The organism is Variovorax sp. F042 (assembly GCF_057814215.1).
The window spans coordinates 132,250-152,041 of record NZ_JBVASX010000017.1 but is presented as its reverse complement, the minus strand read 5'-3'; the positions used below and the strand labels follow the sequence as shown (position 1 = coordinate 152,041).

General features: G+C 66.5%; 17 protein-coding genes and 1 pseudogene. 5 read left to right on the top strand and 13 right to left on the bottom strand.

Annotation, left to right across the window (positions count from 1 at the left end; all coding sequences use genetic code 11):
* From ACZYSP_RS32315 to kdpF, 7 genes and pseudogenes are all read right to left on the bottom strand, one after another.
* A pseudogene (locus ACZYSP_RS32315) lies at positions 1-226 on the bottom strand (hypothetical protein); the annotation flags it as partial.
* A gap of 125 nt (positions 227-351) precedes the next feature.
* Positions 352-1,044: a two-component system response regulator KdpE gene (kdpE, locus tag ACZYSP_RS32310; protein WP_093060147.1), complete on the bottom strand. Its 693-nt coding sequence runs from the start codon at positions 1,042-1,044 to the stop codon at positions 352-354.
* Positions 1,045-1,049: 5 nt separating this feature from the next.
* A complete protein-coding gene (locus ACZYSP_RS32305) occupies positions 1,050-3,794 on the bottom strand; it encodes a DUF4118 domain-containing protein (RefSeq protein ID WP_489018596.1) in 2,745 nt (914 codons plus the stop codon).
* Between the two features lie 217 nt (positions 3,795-4,011).
* Positions 4,012-4,593, bottom strand: a complete 582-nt coding sequence (kdpC, locus tag ACZYSP_RS32300) for a potassium-transporting ATPase subunit KdpC (protein WP_093059546.1) — start codon at positions 4,591-4,593, stop codon at positions 4,012-4,014.
* Positions 4,594-4,606: 13 nt separating this feature from the next.
* Entirely contained in the window at positions 4,607-6,709 is a 2,103-nt protein-coding gene (gene kdpB, locus ACZYSP_RS32295) for a potassium-transporting ATPase subunit KdpB (protein WP_489018594.1), read from the bottom strand.
* A 10-nt stretch (positions 6,710-6,719) separates the two neighbouring features.
* On the bottom strand, positions 6,720-8,525 hold the full coding sequence (gene kdpA / locus ACZYSP_RS32290; RefSeq protein ID WP_489018592.1) for a potassium-transporting ATPase subunit KdpA: 1,806 nt from the start codon (positions 8,523-8,525) through the stop codon (positions 6,720-6,722).
* 2 nt (positions 8,526-8,527) lie between these two features.
* Positions 8,528-8,626 carry a K(+)-transporting ATPase subunit F gene (kdpF, locus tag ACZYSP_RS32285; RefSeq protein ID WP_093059552.1) on the bottom strand — a complete coding sequence of 33 codons (99 nt, stop codon included), beginning with the start codon at positions 8,624-8,626 and terminating at the stop codon, positions 8,528-8,530.
* A 336-nt stretch (positions 8,627-8,962) separates the two neighbouring features.
* Between kdpF and ACZYSP_RS32280 the strand changes: the two genes are divergently transcribed.
* Both ACZYSP_RS32280 and ACZYSP_RS32275 read left to right on the top strand, forming a co-directional pair.
* On the top strand, positions 8,963-9,217 hold the full coding sequence (locus ACZYSP_RS32280) for a hypothetical protein (protein ID WP_489018589.1): 255 nt from the start codon (positions 8,963-8,965) through the stop codon (positions 9,215-9,217).
* Positions 9,218-9,238: 21 nt separating this feature from the next.
* Positions 9,239-9,451, top strand: coding sequence for a hypothetical protein (locus tag ACZYSP_RS32275; RefSeq protein WP_093081869.1), 213 nt, complete (start codon positions 9,239-9,241; stop codon positions 9,449-9,451).
* A 46-nt stretch (positions 9,452-9,497) separates the two neighbouring features.
* Here the strand turns inward: ACZYSP_RS32275 and ACZYSP_RS32270 are convergent, their stop codons facing one another.
* Positions 9,498-10,367 (bottom strand): alpha/beta hydrolase, encoded by an 870-nt coding sequence (locus tag ACZYSP_RS32270; protein WP_489018587.1) that lies wholly within the window; start codon positions 10,365-10,367, stop codon positions 9,498-9,500.
* A gap of 194 nt (positions 10,368-10,561) precedes the next feature.
* Positions 10,562-11,170, bottom strand: coding sequence for a TetR/AcrR family transcriptional regulator (locus ACZYSP_RS32265; RefSeq protein ID WP_093059556.1), 609 nt, complete (start codon positions 11,168-11,170; stop codon positions 10,562-10,564).
* A 109-nt stretch (positions 11,171-11,279) separates the two neighbouring features.
* On the opposite strand from ACZYSP_RS32265, the gene ACZYSP_RS32260 reads away from it, so the two are divergent.
* The 3 genes from ACZYSP_RS32260 to ACZYSP_RS32250 all read left to right on the top strand — a co-directional run bounded on the left by ACZYSP_RS32260 (position 11,280) and on the right by ACZYSP_RS32250 (position 17,179).
* On the top strand, positions 11,280-12,311 hold the full coding sequence (locus tag ACZYSP_RS32260; RefSeq protein ID WP_489018584.1) for an MBL fold metallo-hydrolase: 1,032 nt from the start codon (positions 11,280-11,282) through the stop codon (positions 12,309-12,311).
* A 130-nt stretch (positions 12,312-12,441) separates the two neighbouring features.
* Positions 12,442-14,562: a TonB-dependent siderophore receptor gene (locus ACZYSP_RS32255; protein ID WP_489018582.1), complete on the top strand. Its 2,121-nt coding sequence runs from the start codon at positions 12,442-12,444 to the stop codon at positions 14,560-14,562.
* A gap of 52 nt (positions 14,563-14,614) precedes the next feature.
* On the top strand, positions 14,615-17,179 hold the full coding sequence (locus ACZYSP_RS32250; RefSeq protein WP_489018580.1) for a PepSY domain-containing protein: 2,565 nt from the start codon (positions 14,615-14,617) through the stop codon (positions 17,177-17,179).
* Positions 17,180-17,258: 79 nt separating this feature from the next.
* Here the strand turns inward: ACZYSP_RS32250 and ACZYSP_RS32245 are convergent, their stop codons facing one another.
* The 4 genes from ACZYSP_RS32245 to ACZYSP_RS32230 form a co-directional block, all read right to left on the bottom strand.
* Positions 17,259-17,414: a TetR-type transcription factor C-terminal domain-containing protein gene (locus tag ACZYSP_RS32245; protein WP_489018579.1), complete on the bottom strand. Its 156-nt coding sequence runs from the start codon at positions 17,412-17,414 to the stop codon at positions 17,259-17,261.
* Between the two features lie 81 nt (positions 17,415-17,495).
* Positions 17,496-18,401 (bottom strand): 2OG-Fe(II) oxygenase, encoded by a 906-nt coding sequence (locus tag ACZYSP_RS32240; protein ID WP_489018577.1) that lies wholly within the window; start codon positions 18,399-18,401, stop codon positions 17,496-17,498.
* Positions 18,402-18,420: 19 nt separating this feature from the next.
* The gene (locus tag ACZYSP_RS32235; RefSeq protein WP_489018575.1) at positions 18,421-19,092 is read right to left on the bottom strand and encodes a hypothetical protein; all 672 of its coding nucleotides are present in this window, start codon (positions 19,090-19,092) and stop codon (positions 18,421-18,423) included.
* Between the two features lie 51 nt (positions 19,093-19,143).
* Positions 19,144-19,791 (bottom strand): hypothetical protein, encoded by a 648-nt coding sequence (locus ACZYSP_RS32230; protein WP_176929031.1) that lies wholly within the window; start codon positions 19,789-19,791, stop codon positions 19,144-19,146.
* Position 19,792: the final 1 nt, after the last annotated feature.

Sequence of the window (19,792 nt, the reverse complement as noted above, 5' to 3'; positions counted from 1 at the left end):
AGTCGTTCTTGCCGATCATGTCCTGGTCCTGGCCACGGAACTTGTAGTTCGTGGTGATGGACACGTTGCCCGTGAGATTCGGGGCGGGAGCGGCTGCCGGTGCTGCTGCGGCATCCGTCGTTGCTGTCTGCGCCAGGGCTGCGCCCGAAGCGGCGAATGCAGAGATCAACACGAGCGCGTGCTTGACTGTGATGGTGGAAGCGGCCCTGCTGGGGATTTTTTTCATGAGGCAATAGTTAAAAAAACGGAAGCGCATAGCCTAGAAGCCGCCTCATAAAAGCCTTGTAAAAAGTAGCGCCGCGCGCATAAAGATTTCATCGCGGCTTCATGCTCCGGCGCTGCCGGACCTGGTCAGACGGACAGCCTGTAACCCACCGCCGTCTCGGTCAGCAGATGGCGCGGCTGCGCAGGGTCGACTTCCAGTTTCTGGCGCAGATGCCCCATGTAGATGCGCAGATAGTGGTTCTGCTCCGTCTGCGCCGGACCCCACACAGTGATCAGCAACTGGCGTTGCGTCAGCACGCGCCCCACGTTGGCAATCAACACCGACAGGAGGCGATATTCCGTTGGCGTGAGGTGCACTTCGACACCGGCGCGCCGCACCACCCGGGCGACGTGGTCGACCTCCACCTCGCCGAAGCGAAAGACGGCTTCGGCCTCCTCCGCACCGCTGATCGGGCGCGGCCGGCGCAGCGTGGCCCGCACGCGCGCCAGCAACTCGCCGGCGCCGAAGGGCTTGGTCAGATAGTCGTCGGCGCCGGCATCCAGCGCGGTGATCTTGTCGGCCTCGCTGGCGCGTGCCGACAGCACGATGATCGGCACGGCGGACCAGCGGCGAACGTCGAGGATGAGCGATACGCCGTCGCCGTCCGGCAATCCAAGGTCCAGAACGAGCAGGTCGGGCCTGCGGGTTCCTGCGGCCGTCAGGCCTTCGCGCAGCGTGCCGGCCTCGTGCACCTGCCAGCCTTCGGTTTCGAGCGCACCACGCACGAACCGCCGGATCTGCGGCTCGTCTTCAATGACAACGGCTGTGTGTGAGGACATGTTCTTCAGAGCTGGGCTTCCATGGATACCGGCGGGGCCCGCCGCGGCAATGTCACGACGAACTCGGCGCCACCGTCCTGCGCGTTCGAGGCAGTCACGTCTCCGCCGTGTGCATTGACCACGGCCTTGCAGATGGCAAGACCCAGGCCGACGCCGGGCGTGGCCGATTCCGCCTGGCCACGCGTGAACTTGTCGAACAGCGTCTGCTCATGGCCCTTCACGACGTCGGGCAGGCCGGGCCCGTGGTCGCGCACCGTGAGCACCAGGGCGGCGTCGGTGACGGAGCCGCTCACCACGATCGGCGGCGCGCCGTATTTCGCGGCGTTTTCCAGCAGGTTGACGAGCACGCGCTCGATGAGCACGGCATCGAACTCGACGAGCGGCAGGTCGACCGGCAGCACCGTCTGCACATGCACGCCGCCCAGCGCCGGTTCGGCCGCCCGGATCGCCGACCCGAGGACTTCTTCCACCGACTGCCAGTCGCGCCGCAGGTTCACCGCGCCGCCGGCAATGCCGCTTTCGAGGCGCGCCATGTCCAGCAGATTGCTGACCAGCGCGTGGAGCTGGTGTGCCTGCGAGACGATTGCGCGAGCGGCCTCCACGTGCTCGTCGGACGGCAGGTTCTGCAGCGACTCGGCCAGTGCGATCAACGCTGTGAGCGGAGTGCGCACATCATGCGAAATTGCTCCGAGCAAGGCGTTGCGCAGGCGCTCCGATTCCATTTCGACCACCGCCTGCTGGGCTACCTCGACGTAATGCACGCGCTCCAGCGCGATGGCGATCTGCCGCGCCAGCGTCTCGAGCTGCTGCGCCTGCTCGGGAATCAGCAGCCAGCGCGGCTGCGCCGGCGACAGCGCGAGCACGCCGCGAATGCGCATCGGCGCCTGCAGCGGCACGTAGTGCCAAGGTTGTGCCGCCAGCGTGGCAGTTGCGAGTCCGGCCGGCTGGCCCTGGCGAAACGACCAATCGGCGACGGAGGCGTCGAATCCCTTGGGTGCCTGCGACGGCATCACGAGACGGTCGTTCGCGTCCGTCACCAGCACCAGCGCACGGCCGCCGAAATGGCCTTCGACCGCCGCTGCTCCGAGCTCGACGACCTGTGTGCTCTCGAGCGCAGCCGACAGCTCGCGCGTGAGTTCGAACAGCGATTGCGCCCGCCGCTCGCGGCTTGCCGAAACGCCGGCCGCGAAGCGCAGCCCGGCCGTGAGCTGTCCCACCAGCAGGCCAACGCCGAGCATGACGACGAAGGTCAGGACGTACTGCACGTCGCTGACGCTGAAGGACAGCCGCGGCGGCACGAAGAAATAGTCGAAGGCCGCAACATTGAGCAGCGCGGCGAAAGCCGCCGGTCCACGCCCGAAGCGCAGCGCCGAACCGACCACGCCGAGCAGGAACAGCATCACGATGTTGGTCAGCTCCAGCACATTCGACAGCGGCATGGCAACCAGCGTGATGCCCACGCTGATCGCCGCGGTAAAGGCGTAGCCGGGCCATCGCGCCCGTGGCCGGTCCGTGTCTTCCACGTTGTCGTCGGCAAGCCGACCGGGGCGCCCATGCGCAATGCGCCGGGAGCTTTCGGCTCGCGCGACCTCGACGATGTCGAGGCCTGGAGCGTGGCGGGCGAGCTCACGCGTCAGCGCGGCCGAAGGCCACCATCGCAGCCAGCCTTCGGCCGGTTCGGCGCGCCCCACGACCAGCGTTGCGCAGTTGAGCCGCTGGGCTTGCCCGGCAAGTTCCACCGCGACGTCGACGCCAGTCAGCACCGCAGTCACCGCGCCCAGTTCCTCGGCCAGCTTCAGCACTGCAAGGATGCGATCGCGCTCCTCCGCGGCAAGCCGCTGCAGCCTGGGCGTTTCGACATACACCGCATGCCAGCGCACATTGAGCTGGCCCGCGAGACGCGCGGCCGTGCGCACCGTCTGCGCCGCGCCTTCATGCGGGCCCACGCAGGCGAGGATCGCGCCCGAGGTGTTCCAGGCCTGCAGCTCACGGCCCTGCCCGTTGCCGCCAGCGCCCGATTGCTCCACGCGCCAGCCGCGCACGTCGTCTTCCACATGCTCGGCGGTGCGGCGCAGTGCGATCTCGCGCAATGCGATCAGGTTGCCCTTGCGAAAGAAGTTCTGCGCGGCGCGCTCGGCCTGCTGCGGCAGGTAGACCTTGCCGGCCGCGAGCCGCGCCGTGAGTTCGTCGGGTGTGACGTCGACCAGCACCACCTCGTCGGCCTCGTCGAGCACGGTGTCGGGCACGGTCTCGTGCACGCGCACGCCGGTGATGGTGCCGACCGTTCCGTTGAGGCTTTCGAGGTGCTGCACGTTGAGGGCAGACCACACCTCGATGCCCGCGGCCAGCAGCTCCTGCACGTCCTGCCAGCGCTTGGCGTGTCGCGAGCCGGGGGCGTTGGTGTGAGCCAGTTCGTCGACCAGCAGCACGGCGGGTTTGCGGGCGAGCGCGGCGTCGAGGTCGAATTCGGCGAGCGTGCGGCCGCGGTAGTCCAGCTCGCGCAGCGGCAGTGTGTCGAGCCCCGTGAGCAGCGCGGCGGTTTCGGTGCGGCCGTGGGTCTCAACCACGCCGATGAGCACGTCTCGGCCGGTGGCCCGCTCGCGCTGCGCGGCGCTCAGCATCGCCCAGGTCTTGCCGACACCGGCACTGGCGCCGAAGTAGATGCGCAGCTTGCCGCGCAGTGCGCGCGCTTCGTCGTTTCGCAATTGGGCCAGCAGGGCATCGGGGTCCGGGCGAATGACATCTTGCATGGACAAGGCCTGCTAGCGTTGCGTGGGGCCCTTGCGCGAGGCAGGACTGCTTGCCTTGGACTCCCTGCGCCTGGCTCCACGCGCATGCCGGCGCGCAGTGCGGGACACGATGAACCACGCGAACCCCAGAGGAATGAACAGCGCCGCCATCGCGCAAAGGACGTGGAACAGGTCAGTCACCATGGTGCAGCTCGCGCGACGCGGGAGTCGTCGCTCCTTACTTCACCTTGTCGAGGGCAATGTTGAGCGACAGCACGTTGACGCGCGACTCGCCCAGCAAGCCGAACAGCGGAGCCTGGGTGTTGCTTGCAATCAGCGCGTTGACCTGCTCGATCGGCACGCCGCGCACGCGCGCCACGCGCGCGGCCTGGTATTGCGCGGCGGCGGGGCTGATGTCGGGGTCGAGCCCGCTGGCCGAAGCCGTGACGAGGTCGACCGGCACCGGCGCGGTGTTGCCCGGATCGGCCGCGCGCAGCGCCTCGACGCGCGCCTTCACCGCATCGGTCAGCGCGGGGTTGAGCGGCCCCTGGTTCGAACCGCCCGAGGCGGTCGCGTTGTAGGGCTGCGGCGCGGTGGCCGACGGCCGGCCCCAGAAGTGCTTCGGGTCGCTGAAGTTCTGGCCGATGAGCCTGGACCCCACGGTCGTGCCGTCGAGCACGATCAGGCTGCCCGCCGCCTGCGAAGGAAACACCGCCTTCGCGGCGCCGGTGACGGCCATCGGATAGATCAGGCCGGTGAGTGCGCTCAGCAGTGCAAAGACCACGAGCACGGGACGAACGATATTGCCGTTGTTGTTCATGATTGGGAACTCCTCAGACGAGATGGACGGGTACAAGAAGCCAGTCGATCAACTTGATGCCGATGAAGGGAACGACCAGGCCGCCCAGGCCATAGATGGCAAGGTTGCGGCGCAGCAGCGCGGCGGCGCCGACGGGCCGGTAGCGCACGCCCTTCAATGCCAGCGGAATCAGGAACACGATGACCAGCGCGTTGAAGATCACGGCGCTCAGGATGGCCGACGACGGGCTCGCGAGCCGCATCACGTTGAGCGCGCCCAGCTGCGGATAGGTCGATACGAAGATCGCCGGAATGATGGCGAAGTACTTCGCTACGTCGTTCGCAATCGAGAAGGTGGTGAGCGAGCCGCGCGTCATCAGCAGCGCCTTGCCGGTTTCCACCACTTCGAGCAGCTTGGTCGGGTTGGAGTCGAGGTCGACCATGTTGCCGGCCTCCTTCGCAGCCTGCGTGCCGCTGCCCATGGCCACGGCCACGTCGGCCTGCGCGAGCGCGGGGGCGTCGTTGGTGCCGTCGCCGGTCATGGCCACGAGGCGGCCTTCGGCCTGGTACTGGCGGATGAGCGCGAGCTTGTCTTCGGGCGTGGCTTCGGCCAGGAAGTCATCGACGCCGGCTTCGGCTGCGATGGCCGCGGCCGTGAGCTTGTTGTCGCCGGTGATCATCACCGTCTTGATGCCCATGCGGCGCAGCTCGGCAAAGCGCTCCTTGATGTCGGTCTTGACGATGTCCTTGAGCTCGACCACGCCAAGCACGCGGTTGCCTTCGGCCACGGCCAGCGGCGTGCTGCCGCGACGGGCCGCTTCTTCGGCCGCGCGCAGCACCTCGGGCGCCATGCTGCCGCCTAGCGCCTCGACGTGGCGGCGCACCGCATCGACCGCGCCCTTGCGCAGCTGGACGGCATCAGTGTCGAGGCTGTTGGGCGCGGCGGGCAGGTCAACGCCGCTCATGCGGGTCTGCGCGGTGAAGGGCACGAAATGCGCGCCCTCGACCGACGTCGCTGCGTCGAGGCCGTCGCGGCGGGCCAGCTCCACGATGCTGCGGCCTTCGGGCGTTTCGTCGGCCAGCGATGCGAGCATCGCAGAGCGGGCCAGGCGGGCTTTCGGAATGCCGGGCGCGGGCAGGAATGAAGTGGCCTGGCGGTTGCCATGCGTGATGGTGCCGGTCTTGTCGAGCAGCAGCACGTCGACGTCGCCGGCGGCTTCCACCGCACGGCCCGAGGTGGCGATCACGTTGGCCTGCATCATGCGGCTCATGCCGGCCACGCCGATGGCCGACAGCAGGCCGCCGATGGTGGTCGGGATCAGGCACACCAGCAGCGCGACCAGCGCGGTGAGCGACACCACGGTTCCCGCATTGGATGCACCGACGCTGAATATCGAGAACGGCAGCAGCGTGGCGGTGACGATCAGGAACACCAGCGTGAGCGCAACCAGCAGGATGGTGAGCGCGATCTCGTTGGGCGTCTTCTGGCGCTTGGCCGCCTCGACCATGGTGATCATGCGGTCGAGGAACGACTCGCCCGGGTTCACCGAGACACGCACCACCAGCCAGTCGGACAGCACGCGGGTGCCGCCGGTCACAGCCGAGAAGTCGCCGCCCGATTCGCGCACCACGGGCGCCGATTCGCCGGTGATGGCGCTTTCGTCGACCGAGGCCACGCCTTCGATGACTTCGCCGTCGAGCGGAATGACGTCGCCGGTCTCGACCAGCACGACGTCGCCCTTGCGCAGGTTGGGCGCCTGCTCGGGCAGCCACTGCGCGCCATGGTGCGGCTCATGCAGCTTCTTGGCCCAGGTGTCCTTGCGCAGGCCGCGCAGCGAGGCGGCCTGCGCCTTGCTGCGGCCTTCTGCCAGTGCTTCGGCGAAGTTGGCGAACAACACGGTGAACCACAGCCAGATGGTCACGGCCAGCACGAAGGCGGGCTTCATGCCGGTGTCGCTCGGGAAGCTCATCGCATGCACCCAGAGCAGTGTCGTCAGGATGCTGCCGATGTAGACGATGAACATCACCGGATTGCGCCACTGCACCCGCGGGCTCAGCTTGGTGACGGAGGCCCAGAGGGCGGGCCGCAGAAGCGCTGCATCGAACAGCGAAAGGGAAGTATTGGTCTTTGTAGTCATGGTCCGGGCCTCACTTCGCCCACAGCATCAGGTGCTCGACGACCGGTCCCAGCGCGAGCGCCGGCACGTAGTTGAGCAAGCCCACCAGCAGCACGGTGCCGATCAGCAGCGTCACGAACAGCGGCCCATGCGTGGGCATGGTGCCGGCCGTGACCGGAAGGCGCTTCTTGGCGGCGAGCGCGCCGGCAATGGCGAGCACCGGCACGATCACGCCGAAGCGGCCGAACCACATGACGACCGCCAGCAGCGCGTTGTAGAACGGCGTGTTGGCCGACAAGCCCGCGAAGGCGCTGCCGTTGTTGTTGCCGGCCGAGGTCAGCGCGTACAGGATCTCCGAGAACCCATGCGCGCCGGGGTTGGCGATGCCGGCCTTGCCCGCATCGGCGATCACGGCAACGGCCGTGCCGGCCAGCACCAGGATCGGCGTCACCAGGATGGCGACCGAGGTGAGCTTCATCTCATAGACCTCGATCTTCTTGCCGAGGTACTCGGGCGTGCGGCCGATCATCAGGCCGGCGATGAACACCGCCAGGATCGCGAAGATCAGCATGCTGTAGAGCCCGGTGCCCACGCCGCCGAACACCACTTCGCCGAGCTGCATCAGCACCATGGGCACCATGCCGCCGAGCGGGGTGAGCGAGTCGTGCATGGCGTTCACCGCGCCGCACGAGGCGGCCGTGGTGATGGCGGCGAAGAGGGCCGAGGCGTCGATGCCGAAGCGCACTTCCTTGCCTTCCATGTTGCCGCCGCTTTGCAGCACGCTCGACACCTGGTCGACGCCCAGCGGCGTCAGCAGCGGGTTGCCGGCCTGCTCGGCGGGGGTGAGCACGACCACGGCGATGACGAAGATCACCGTCATGGCCGCGAGCACGGCCCAGCCCTGGCGGATGTCGCCGACCACGCGGCCGAAGGTGAAGCACAGCGCCGCCGGGATCACGAAGATCGCGAGCATCTGCAGCAGGTTCGCAAACGCCGTCGGGTTCTCGTACGGATGCGCCGAGTTGGCATTGAAGAAGCCGCCGCCGTTGGTGCCGAGCATCTTGATGGCTTCCTGCGAAGCGACCGGGCCCATGGCGAGCGTCTGCGTCTTGGTGGTGGCGTCTTCCATCACCGGCTGGCCCTTGTCGTCCTTCAGCGGCTGGCCATTGGCGTCGTTCTTCGGCTGCTGGAAGGCGGTGGTCTCGAGCGTGTCCACCGTCTTGTAGGCGTCGAAGTTCTGGATCACGCCCTGGCCCGCGAGGAGCATCGCGAGCACGAAGGAGATCGGCAGCAGAAGCCAGGTCGTGATACGCGTGATATCGACCCAGAAGTTGCCCACGAAGCCCTTGCCGTCGGTGCGGCGCGCCGCAAAGCCGCGCACCAGCACGAAGGCCACTGCAATGCCCGTGGCGGCAGAGAAGAAGTTCTGCACCGTGAGGCCGAGCATCTGCGTGAGATAGCTCATGGTCGATTCACCGGCATAGCCCTGCCAGTTGGTGTTGGAGACGAAGCTCACCGCGGTGTTGAAGGCCGAGTCGGGCGACACGGCCGTCATGCCCGCCGGGTTGAACGGCAGCCAGCCCTGCAGTCGCTGCAGGCCATAGACAGCCAGTGCACCGACCGCGTTGAACGCGAGCAGCGCAAAGGCGTAGCTGCGCCAGTGCATGGAGCTGTCGGGCGAGACCCCGGCAAGCTTGTAGAGAGGTGCTTCGACGCGTTGAGTCCAACGCGGCATATGGCCATTGCACATCGCCGCCAGGAAACGTCCGAGCGGCCATGCAAGCAACAGCAGCACGACGAGATAGAAGGCCAGAAGCCCCCAGGCCGAGCTACTCATGATCAGAACTCCTCGGCGCAGATGAGCGCAAAGACGAGGTAGGCGAACAGGATCACGGCGATAAGCCCGGCGAACCCGTAGAGGACTTCAAGTCCGATCATGGCCGTTCTCCCTTGGGCGTATCGAGCTTGTGCAGCCCGACTACCAGTTCGGCCACTACGACCCACATGACCGCAATGGCGGCAATCCACACGATGTCCATTCATCACTCCTGCAAACGAAACAAGTCAGTGAGTCTCTGCAGGCGCGCGTAAAAACAGGGATAAATCTTGGGAGCGGGCTGTAAAAAGAATATAAAAATCCGGAGAGCGCGGTATGCGAAGGAACGACGCATCGCTTGAAACAAGCGAAAGCACGTGCCCCTTGACGGCTGCCGGTAGGCCAAGGCTGCGGTTCGCCGCTGCGACAGCGCTCGAAAGACCCCACAAAGGACCCCGATGAACGCGATCAAAGAAGCACGCCAGATCATCACGGCCGACCCGAACGGCGAGGAGTCCCTGACTCTGGCCCGACTGGTGCTGGCCCTGGAATCCGAGGGCGACTTCCCTCTTGCCAGCCTCTACACGCTGAGCCTCGGCACCTTCAGTCTTGCGATGGAAGTCCTGAAGGAGTGGCGGCTCGACCGCTACTACGCGAGAAAGGGAAAGCTGCTGGATGTGTCCTATCAGGCGCAGGTCCTGGCAGCACACTGAAACTCCGCCAGAGGCCGCACCTTGGAACGCACCATGGTCCCGGCAAGCCAGCTCCGGGTCATCATCGACGAGGTTGAACCTCACGCGTTTTCCTGGACGCTCATGGAGCGCAAGGAGACGGACATCATCGATGTGCAGGTGGCGCGCTCTCCGAAGAACTTCCCTGAATTCGATCTTGCATTGGAAGACGGCTTTCTCGCGCTGAAGGAGTTGGCGCGCGAGCACAAGCGCTAACTGACGGTGCTGCCCGGTGCGTCGCACCAGGCAGCACCCGGATCCATTACTTGGCGGCGGCGGCAGACACCTTGTTCGCGGCTTGCTTGATCAACGCTGCAACAGCCTTGGGATTCGAAACGTAGACGGCGTGGCTGCCAGGGACTTCCGTGACGACGGAACCCGCGCGCTTGGACATGTTGCGCTGCGCAGGCGGCGGGATCATCTTGTCGTCCTTGGCCACGAGGTACCAGCTCGGCTTCGACTTCCATGCCGGTTCGCTCACCGCGCCGGCGAGGGCTGCAACACCCCATGGCACCTGCGAATTCGCCATGAACGCGGCCGTTTCGCCCTTCACGTCCGCTGCGAAAGAGGCAGCGAACTTCGTCTTGTCAAGCATCAGGAAGCCGTCGACCGGCGGGAGGATCGGGGGCACCGGCGCGCCAGGCGGCGGGTTCTTGATCAACGAATCGACCGACTCGCCCTTGTCGGGAGCGAACGCGGCGATATAGACGAGGCTCGCCACTTTTTCGTCATTGCCTGCCTCGGTGACGACGACACCGCCGTACGAGTGGCCGACGAGAACGACCGGCCCCTTCTGGGCGGCAATTGCGCGCTTCGTGACGGCGACGTCGTCAGCCAGCGAGATGGTCGGGTTCTGGACGATGGTGACGTCGTACCCATCCTTCGTGAGGATCTTGTAGACGCCTTCCCAGCCGGAACCGTCGACGAAACCACCGTGCACCAGAACGATGCCGGGCTTTGCCGTCGTGGCGGTGGCAGCGCTGGCTGCACCCGTTGCGATGACTGCGGCGCCGAAAGCGGCGGCGAAGAGCTTTGCGATCTTGAGCATGGACATTTGCAACTCCTGAATGCGCGCATCAGCGCGCTGCTGATTGAACAAGTGCGTTACGGGCGATGCCACCGAAAGCCGCACACGAACTCTCGTGGCGCCGTAAATTTATGACTCAATAGTTTACGTGTCAAGTATTTAGTGGTGAAGCTGTTTTCCGCTCTTGAGGGTTGACGGCAGCCGCGTTGGCGGGGATGAAAGTGACGCACGAAATTACGGCCGTCGGCACCTCGCGGGCGCGGACGGCCGTAATCTCGTGCGGCAGCGCGAGTCTTGGCTTATGCCTCGTAGTGGCTGAGGAACAGGTCTACCGCCGCATTGGCGATCTGCCGCTGCGCACGCGGCGCCAGCTTGGGCTGGCCCAGCGCGACCTGCGGCCAGAAGGCCACGCCCTTGACCAGGCTCTCCAGTTGCTGCGCGGCCAGTGAAGCGTCGCCTGCCTTCAGGCGGCCATCCTTCTGTGCGGCGCGAATCCAGCCGAGCACCCCGCCTTCCTTCTGGCCCAGGCGATTCATCATCTCCTGCACGCGTTCGGGCGAATGGATGGCGGCCGCGATGGCCACGCGTGCGAGGTCGAGAAAGTTGTCGTCGGCCAGCAGGGACATTTTCTGCATCAGCAGCGCGAGCAACTGCTCGCGCACCGGCGCATCGGCGCGATAGGGCAGCTCTTCCTGGCTCGCGGCGCTTTCCCACAGCACGCGCAGGATCTCGGCGAAGAGTTCGTCCTTGCTCGGAAAGTGGTTGTACAGCGTGCGCTTCGAAACCTCGGCGCGGGCGGCGATCTTGTCGACGCTCGTAGCCTCGAAGCCGCTGGCGCGGAACTCGGCGATGGCGGCCTGGACGATCGCCTCGCGCTTGCGGTCGGTAAGACGTATAGCCTGGGTCATAGGTAGATTTTACACCGCTGAGTTTACTTTTTTGAATTTCGCTGTACACTCCGAAAAATTACACCGCGTGGTGTACTTTTTATCTTCCCTCTTGATCGGAGTGCTCCGCATGACCAACCAGTCCCTCTGCCTTCGCCGCAGCGAGCCCGTCGTTCGCGCCTCGTCGCCGCGACAGCTTGACGGCAAGTTCCGCAACGCCGTACCACGCGAGGAACCCGGTTTCGCCAAGACGCTCGCCATCGCCTGGCGCATATTGACGCAGAAGCCCGACACCACGGTGCCGCGCGCGCCGATTCCGGTGCAGCCCCTCAGCACGGCAGCTCTGGCCGCCGCACCCGACGCGAGCCTGTTCCGTCTCGGGCATTCCACCCTGCTCCTGAAGCTCGCCGGCGAGTTCTGGCTCACCGACCCGGTGTTCTCCGAACGCGCATCACCGTTCCAGTGGATGGGGCCGAAGCGCTTTCATGCGCCGCCCATTGCCATCGACGATCTGCCGCCGATCAAGGGCGTGATCCTGTCGCACGACCACTACGACCATCTCGACCACGCAGCCATCATGAAGCTGGCGCCCAAGGTGGATGTATTCATCACGCCCATCGGCGTGGGCGACCGTTTGATCGCCTGGGGCGTGGACGCGGCCAAGGTGCAGCAGCTCGACTGGTGGCAGCAGACGGCTGTGGCGGGCGTGCGGCTGGTGGCGGTGCCGGCGCAGCATTTTTCCGGGCGCAGCCTTACCGACAGCGATCGCACCCTGTGGGTGTCGTGGGTGATCATGGCCGGCGACCTGCGCCTGTTCTTCAGCGGCGACACCGGCTACCACGCCGACTTCAAGACCATCGGCGAGCGCTTCGGCCCCTTCGATGTGACGATGCTCGAAACCGGCGCCTACGACGCACAGTGGCCCGAGGTGCACATGCAGCCCGAAGAAACGCTGCAGGCCCATCTCGATCTCAAGGGCCGCTGGCTGATGCCCGTGCACAACGGCACCTTCGACCTGGCGATGCACGCCTGGCACGAGCCCTTCGACCGCATCCAGGCACTGGCTGAAGCAGCCGGCATCGAACTGGCCACACCGGCCATGGGCGAGCAACTGTCGCTGGCCCAGCCGCACACAGGGCGGCGCTGGTGGCGCGAGCTCTAGCAGCAAACTCCGCATCGAAGGCACCCGCACAAAATAGAGAATGATTCTCATCCGTACGCATGAGATAAACTTCGCGTGAATTCTCTTTGAGTACTGCGCGCTTGCACGCGGCGCGGGCTCGCACGCTCCCATGCACAAGCTCCTTCTGGCAACGCCACTCGCGCTCGCGGGCGCCGTTTCTTACTCTCACGCACAAACGCCCGATCCCGCCTCCGATGCGTCCGGGCAGCTCAGCACAGTTACGGTGCAATCCAGCGCGACCAACGGGTTCGTCGCGAACACCGTGGAGGCCGGCACATTCCGGGGCGCCAACATCCTGGAGGTTCCCGCGACGGTCAACACGGTCACGAGCGATGTGTTCGAGCTCCAGGGCGCGACAGGTATCTACGACGTGCTGCGCAACACCGCCGGCGTGACGCGCCAGCAGAACGGCGGCGACACCTTCGACCAGCTCGTGATCCGCGGCATCGCGGTCGAGAACCGGACGAACTACCGGCTCAACGGCTCCCTCGCAATTCCCAACGTCTCCGAGATCCCCATGGAGAACAAGGAGCGCGTCGAGGTGCTGAAGGGTGCCTCTGCGCTCTACTACGGCTTCACCACGCCGGCCGGCATCATCAACCTGGTGACCAAGCGCGCCGGCAGCACGCCGGTGACTTCCGTCGGCCTCACCGTCGACGACAAGGGCTCCTTGCAGGCCTCCACCGACATCGGGCGCCAGTTCGGCGACCAGAACCAGTTCGGGGTGCGAATCAACGCGGCCGGCGGCCGCGTCGGCTCCAACATCGACGGCATAGACGGCAATCGCCGGTTCGTGTCGGCCGCTTTCGACTGGCGCGTCAACAGCCGCCTCACCCTCAAGGCCGACGTCGAAAACTACCGCAAGCGCATCACCGAGCAGGCCGGCATCACGAGGCCGGCGGCCGTCAACGGCGTGATCACCCTGCCAGCCCTGCCCGACCCGAACAGGCTGCTGGGCCCGGCCTGGGCGGTCTTCGACGCTGAAGTCACCAACACCCAGCTGCGCGCCGACTATTCGCTCAGCGACAACTGGGCGCTGACGGTGGAAGCCGGCCACTCCGAAGCCGAGCGCGACCGCAGGCTCGCCAGCTTCAGCAACTACAACGTGCTGACCGGCGCAGGCCGCATCACCGGCAACGACCAGAGCCTGAAGCAGACCTCCGACCTGTTCCGCACGGAGCTTTTCGGCACCTTCTCGACCGGCAGCGTGCAGCACGAACTCACCATTGGCGCCGCGCAGAGCAAGAAAACGCAGGATCCGATCTACCAGCGCAACTACGGCGGCGCGAGCACCGCGCAGAACCTGTACAACCCGGTCGTCATCGGCTACCTGCCGCTGACCGCGCTCCCGACCCGGCCCACCACCGGGGCGCAGGACAGCAAGGAACTGGGTCTTTACGCACTCGACCGCATCACCTTCTCGCCGCAATGGCAACTGGTGGTCGGTGCGCGCCATACGCACTTCGAGAGCACGCAGGGCGCCAGCGCCACGATCCCCCTGATCGCATTCGACGTGCGCAAGACCACGCCGCTCGCGGCGCTCAGCTACAAGTTCACGCCCGACCTGGTGGGCTACGTGTCGTACGCGCAAGGTGTCGAGGAAGGCGAAATCGCACCCGCCGGCACCACCAACCAGAACGCCCACATGCCGCCCGGCGTGAGCAAGCAGAAAGAAATCGGCCTGCGCTGGCTCACCAGCGGGGGCATGCTGCTGTCCGGCGCCCTGTTCGACATCGAACGCCCGGGCGCCTACACCAACAGCGCCAACACCTTCGTGGCCGACGGCCGGCAGCGCTACCGCGGCCTCGAACTCTCGGCACAGGGCCGCCTGACGCGCGCACTCGCTTGGCAACTCTCGGCCCAATCGCTCGACGCCGAGTTCCGCGACATCAACGCGCAGTACAACGGGAAGATGCCCGAGAACACCGCCAAGCAAACGGCCAGCGCCTTCCTCTCGTACGACATCGCGGCAGTGCCGGGCCTGTCGGTCAATGGCGGGGCCTACTACACGGGGCGGCGCCCGGTGGACGACCTGAACCAGGCGTTCATCGGCGGAAGCACCATCTTCGGCCTGGGCGCCCGCTACGTCACGCAGCTGTTCGGCAAGCGCACCCTGTGGCAGATCAACATCGACAACGTCGCCGACAAGCGCTACTGGGCGGCGGCCGGCACGCGGCTGGCCGTTGGAACGCCGCGCTCGGTCAAGGCAACGCTGAAGATCGATCTCTGACACCAACAACAACCCAGCCGCGCCCACGGCGGCCTCAACCCCACTTCCCGACATGGCCCTCCTGAGGCGCGCCTGGTTCCAGATCCACTGGTTCATCGGCATCACGGCCGGGTCCGTGCTCGTGCTGATCGGGCTGACCGGCGCCACGCTCTCCTTTCGCGCCGAGATCATCGACGCGATCAATCCCGAACTGCGCCATGCACCCAACCCGGGCGGCGCGGCGGCGCTGGTGCCCGCGGCACTGGCACAGCAGCTGCAGGCGGCGCATCCGAAACGCCGGATCGTCACGCTCACCGTGTTTGCCGAACCCGGGCGGCCAGCGCGCGTCAACTTCGCCCCACCGGAAGGCCAGCGCCAGGGCGAAGTGCGGCTGGTCGATCCATGGACGGCCGAGCTGCTGCCCGAGCCGAAAGGCGACGCCTTCTTCGAGTTCGTCGAAAGCCTGCATCGATGGCTGCTGCTGCCCCGCGACACAGGCAAGCCCGTCACCGGCACCCTGGCCACGGGCCTGCTGATCCTGGCGTTGTCGGGCCTCTATCTGCGCTGGCCGCGCCGGCCGCTTGCCTGGCGGGCCTGGCTGAAGCTGGACTTCGCGCTCACCGGTCGCGCATTCCTCTGGAACCTGCATGCGGTGGTCGGCACCATTGCGCTGCTGGCGTACCTGGCCTCCAGCCTGACGGGCCTCTACTGGGGCTTCGATGGTGTGCGAACGCTGATCGACAACGCAGCAGGCGAAGGTCGCATGGTCCGCACGCAGCGCATGCAGGCCGGCGGCGCGGCTGCCAAGGCAACTGCGGCGCCCAAGCCCGACCTGCAACGAGTGTGGCAATCCTTCCTGCAGGAAACCAACGGCGACTGGAGCCTGGTCACGCTGCGCATGCCCACGCGCAACGCAACGCAGATCGAAGCGACCTACCTGCGCGCCAACCCCGAGCACGAGCGCGCGCGCAACCGTCTCTATCTCGACGCCGTCACCGGTGAAGCCACGCAGCATGAACGCTACGCCGACAAGCCATTGGCGGGCCGGCTGGTCAACAGCATCTATCCGCTGCACATGGGAACCTACTGGGGCCTGCCGGGCCGCATCGTGATGACGCTCAGCAGCCTGGGGCTGTCGCTGTTCGCGATCACCGGATGGATGCTCTATCTCGGGCGCCGACGCACGAAGCGCGCGGTGCGCGACGAACGCGCACGCCTCAGCCCGGCCCTGCCACTGGACAGCCACGGCGCCGAGCCCGTGCTGCTCACCTTCGCGACCCAGACCGGCCATGCAGAGCGCATCGCGTTGCAGACGGCGGCGGTGCTGCAATCGGCTGGCGTCGCGGTGGTGCTGCAGCCACTGGTGCGCCTGAGCGTGGATGCGCTGCAGCGCTACCGCAAGGTGCTGCTGGTGGCCAGCACCTTCGGCGACGGCGATCCGCCAGACAGCCTGCGCGCCTTTGCACGCCAGTTCGCGCGACAGACCGGTTCCGGCTTGCAAAACGTGCACTACGGTTTGCTCGCATTGGGCGACAGGCACTACGCCAACTTCTGCGGCTTCGGCAGGGCGCTCGACCACGATCTGCGCGGCCATGGCGCGCAGGCGCTGTTCCCGATGATCGAGGTGAGCAACGGCGATGCCGGCGCCCTCGCGCGCTGGCAGCAGTCGCTGGCCGACACGTTCGCCGTGCAGGTCGACACTTGGCAAACGCACCAGCCGAAGGTGGCACCCTTCGAGCCGTGGCGCCTCGTGCGCCGCACCCTGCTCAACGCAGGCAGTCAAGGCGCGCCCCTCTTCGAGATCGAACTGGCCCGCCCCGATTCGGAAGCCTGGAAGCCAGGCGCACTCGTCGAACTGCTGCCGCGCCAGGCTGGCCCCGCAGTCGAGCGGGTCCTGCGCGACGCCGGGCTCGACGGACGAACACTCGTCCGCTTCGATGGCCATGAGCGCACGCTCGAAGATGCCCTGTCTCGCAGCACGCTTACGACGGCAACACCCGCCGCAACCGCGCAAGCGCTGGCCGACACACTGGTGCCGCTGGCGCCGCGCAGCTACTCGGTGGCATCGATCACAACGGACGGTTGCGTGCAATTGCTGGTGCGCCAGGTCCGCCACGATGACGGGCTGGGCATCGCATCGGGCTGGCTGACCGCCTCGGCCCCCGCTGACGCCACTATCGAGCTGCGCCTGCTGCCCAATCCCGGTTTTGCGCTGGTCGACGACGAGGTGCCGTGCATCTTCATCGGCAACGGCTCCGGCTTTGCAGGCCTGCGCGCGCATCTTCGCGAACGCGCGCGGCGAGGACACGGGCGCAACTGGCTGGTCTACGGCGAACGGAACGCCGCGCACGATTCCTTCTGCGCCTCGGACATCGCGCAATGGCAGGCCGCCGGAGCGCTTGAGCGCGTCGACCTGGTGTTCTCCCGCGACCAGGCCCAACGCCGGTACGTGCAAGACCGGTTGCGCGAGGCTGCCGATGCGTTGCGGCAATGGGTTGCCGAGCGTGCCGTGATCTATGTCTGCGGCAGCCTCGAAGGCATGGCCCCGGGCGTCGATTCGGCGCTGCGTGAGGCTCTCGGTGAGCAGGTCTTCGATGACCTGGTCGCGCAGGGCCGCTATCGCCGCGACGTCTATTGAGTCACGGCGGGACGCCGTATCCGGCGAAGGCCCGGCTCATGTGCAGCATCCCGAAGAGATTGGTCTCGAGTTGCTCGCGCTACTGCTTGCGCGTTGTCTTCCGTGGCTCGATGTCCATCCCTGAGATGCCGTTGACGAACAGCTGAGTCGCGATCGGCACCATCTGCTCGTAGGTGAATCGCCCCTCGGGGCGGAACCAGGTGAACATCCAGTTGAGCATGCCGAACCGGAACATCTGTCGAGCTGACGATCGTCGGCGCCTTGAAACGGGTCTTGCGCCGATCCGCAGAAATCCGGATGGGCACGAAGACGATCTTCAAAGCCCCGCGAAGGGCCTCGCGACTTCGCCGGCGGCCACGAAGCGGCGCTCGCGCATCCACTTGGTCATGACCCACTTCTCGCCAAGGGTCACGATCGCGCTGGCGTGCAGGGAGCGCGTGTCGACGCGGCCGTTTTCATCGGCGTACTCGAAGTAGCAGGCATTGCCGCGAATCGGCGAAACCGCCAGGCCAAGCTGCGGAAAGACGGTCTGGCCGCCGTCCTGCACGTCGTTGAGATAGGTCACCAGGGTGCTCACGCGCTGGCCGCTTCGCGCGATGGATTCACGGTTGGCGGCGTTGGTGGGTGCCAGATAGTCGTAGTGAGGCTCGCTGCCCGCGCCGCTCGGGTAGTACAGCACCTGCAGCCCCTCGCCGTTTTCCAGCGGAAGGTTCATCAGCGCCGACAGGCGCCGATCGAGACGGGCGACCAGGTCGTTCTCGCCCAGGCGGAAGAACATGCCCCAGCTGGCGCGCTTGTCGCTCACCACATCGCGGCCGCTGGTTGGATCGACCAGCGTGGAAGGCTTCAGGCGCGGGCGCGCCATTTCGATGATGCCCTTGCACTCGTCGGCATCCACAACGTTGCCGAGCGCAGCAAAGACCGGGTCTTCGCCGCGCGAGTGCACGACGATCTCGCGGTCGGCCGCTGCAATCCGCGTGCCTGGTGCAAGTCGCGCCACGGGCTTGGCCGGAGCCTCGTCCGGCAGTTCGATGGCGTCGGCCGGCATCGCTGCGCCACGCTGGCGCGCATCGACATAAGCCGCGACGATGGCCTGCGCCGCGCGCTCGTTCATGCCTTGCTTGAGCATGGTGGCCACCAGCACGTGCGGCGCCTGGCCGGCATTGAGGTTGTGCGTGAGCCAGCGGCCCAGGTCAGGCGAGAAGCGGATGACGGTGCTCATGAGGCACCACAGGTGCGAGTCAAACCGGCCCCTTCCGGGCGACCCAGCCCTTGTCGCCGAGCGTGAAGCCCTGGCGCAGCTGCAGCTGCCCGCCCGCGCCATTCGTGATGCGCGTGATCATCGGGAACACACGCTGCGCGTCGGCGTTCTGCATCCACGGCGCCGTGTCGATCTGGTAGGTGTAGCTCACCACCGCCAGCGGATGGCTTGCGTCGGATGCATCGACCTTGACGTCGACGATCTTCTCGCGCTTGAGGTGCGCCACGCAGAAGTCGTTGGCGTGCTCGGTGCCGTGGTTTGCGTACGGATGCGGCTTGTAGAACTTGCGGCCGGCGTCGGTCAGCTCGAATCGCTTGACCGCGCCGTCCGGGTTCTCGCTGCTCTTCGGTACAGAGACGATGGTGCTGTGCACCAGGCCCAGTTGCTCCATCACCGGAAACTGGATGGCGTGGCGTGCACCGGAGCCGGCCTCGGCTTCGGTCAGGTCGATCGGCCAGTCGAACATTGAAAGGCAGATGTCGCCACGCTGGGCCAGGTGGTCATCCAGTGCAGCCGCGAGGTTCTCGGCGGTGGGTGCCTTGGCGTCGTGGCTGGCGCTGCACGCGGCCAGCGCGCAGACAATGGCGATGCCCGTCAGGGTCTTGATCGAAGTCCGGGTGTGCCGGCCCGGGCGGATGGAGCGGAGATTCATGGGGTCTCTGGTTGATTTACGGGTAGCAGGCAGTGCATGGCGATCGCGGACCTAGTGCGCATCCAGTTCGTCCGCGACCCAGCCGCGCCGCGTGAGGTGAACGCCAAGGCGCACCTGCATCGTTCCTTCGCGCTGGATGGCGCGCGCCAGCAACGGAAAGACCTGCTGCACTTCGGGCGCTGTTGCCCAGGGATCGGGCGCGATGCGGTAGGTGAAGAGCAACGAGGTCGCGGTGCGGCCATCGCGTGTTTGCGGCGGGTCCCAGCCGATCAGGCGATCCAGGCTCAGGGTGGCCGCGCAGAAGTCGGCCGGGTGCGTGACCGTCTGCGTCGTGGTGCGGATCACCACGGGCACCTGGAGGTAGTACTTGCGCCCCGCATCGGTCAGCGCGTATTCGCGGGCCGGCACGGTGATGGCGACATCCTTGCCGGTCACCAGGCCCAGCTTTTCGAGCACCGGCATCTGCTGCGCATCGGGCTCGTGCGATCCGGCCGGCACCGTGATCGGCCAGGCGTATTTGGCCAGGCAGACGTGCCCGCGCTGCGCGAGATAGTCGTTGACTGTCGCCGTGAAGTTGTCGCGATCCGGAAAGCGCGCCTGTTCGTTGTCGCAGCCGGCGAGCAAGGCCAGCGAGGCCAGCAACACCAGCAGGGACGCGACGCCGCCGACGCGTCGGGCAAGGACCGAGGTTGTGTTCATC

What these genes read in the sequence shown, in the direction of transcription:
- kdpE (WP_093060147.1), bottom strand. Translation starts at nt 1,044, where the DNA reads ATGTCCTCACACACAGCCGTTGTCATTGAAGACGAGCCGCAGATCCGG.
- ACZYSP_RS32305 (WP_489018596.1), bottom strand. Translation starts at nt 3,794, where the DNA reads ATGCAAGATGTCATTCGCCCGGACCCCGATGCCCTGCTGGCCCAATTG.
- kdpC (WP_093059546.1), bottom strand. Translation starts at nt 4,593, where the DNA reads ATGAACAACAACGGCAATATCGTTCGTCCCGTGCTCGTGGTCTTTGCA.
- kdpB (WP_489018594.1), bottom strand. Translation starts at nt 6,709, where the DNA reads ATGACTACAAAGACCAATACTTCCCTTTCGCTGTTCGATGCAGCGCTT.
- kdpA (WP_489018592.1), bottom strand. Translation starts at nt 8,525, where the DNA reads ATGAGTAGCTCGGCCTGGGGGCTTCTGGCCTTCTATCTCGTCGTGCTG.
- kdpF (WP_093059552.1), bottom strand. Translation starts at nt 8,626, where the DNA reads ATGATCGGACTTGAAGTCCTCTACGGGTTCGCCGGGCTTATCGCCGTG.
- ACZYSP_RS32280 (WP_489018589.1), top strand. Translation starts at nt 8,963, where the DNA reads ATGAACGCGATCAAAGAAGCACGCCAGATCATCACGGCCGACCCGAAC.
- ACZYSP_RS32265 (WP_093059556.1), bottom strand. Translation starts at nt 11,170, where the DNA reads ATGACCCAGGCTATACGTCTTACCGACCGCAAGCGCGAGGCGATCGTC.
- ACZYSP_RS32260 (WP_489018584.1), top strand. Translation starts at nt 11,280, where the DNA reads ATGACCAACCAGTCCCTCTGCCTTCGCCGCAGCGAGCCCGTCGTTCGC.
- ACZYSP_RS32255 (WP_489018582.1), top strand. Translation starts at nt 12,442, where the DNA reads ATGCACAAGCTCCTTCTGGCAACGCCACTCGCGCTCGCGGGCGCCGTT.
- ACZYSP_RS32250 (WP_489018580.1), top strand. Translation starts at nt 14,615, where the DNA reads ATGGCCCTCCTGAGGCGCGCCTGGTTCCAGATCCACTGGTTCATCGGC.
- ACZYSP_RS32245 (WP_489018579.1), bottom strand. Translation starts at nt 17,414, where the DNA reads ATGTTCCGGTTCGGCATGCTCAACTGGATGTTCACCTGGTTCCGCCCC.
- ACZYSP_RS32240 (WP_489018577.1), bottom strand. Translation starts at nt 18,401, where the DNA reads ATGAGCACCGTCATCCGCTTCTCGCCTGACCTGGGCCGCTGGCTCACG.
- ACZYSP_RS32235 (WP_489018575.1), bottom strand. Translation starts at nt 19,092, where the DNA reads ATGAATCTCCGCTCCATCCGCCCGGGCCGGCACACCCGGACTTCGATC.
- ACZYSP_RS32230 (WP_176929031.1), bottom strand. Translation starts at nt 19,791, where the DNA reads ATGAACACAACCTCGGTCCTTGCCCGACGCGTCGGCGGCGTCGCGTCC.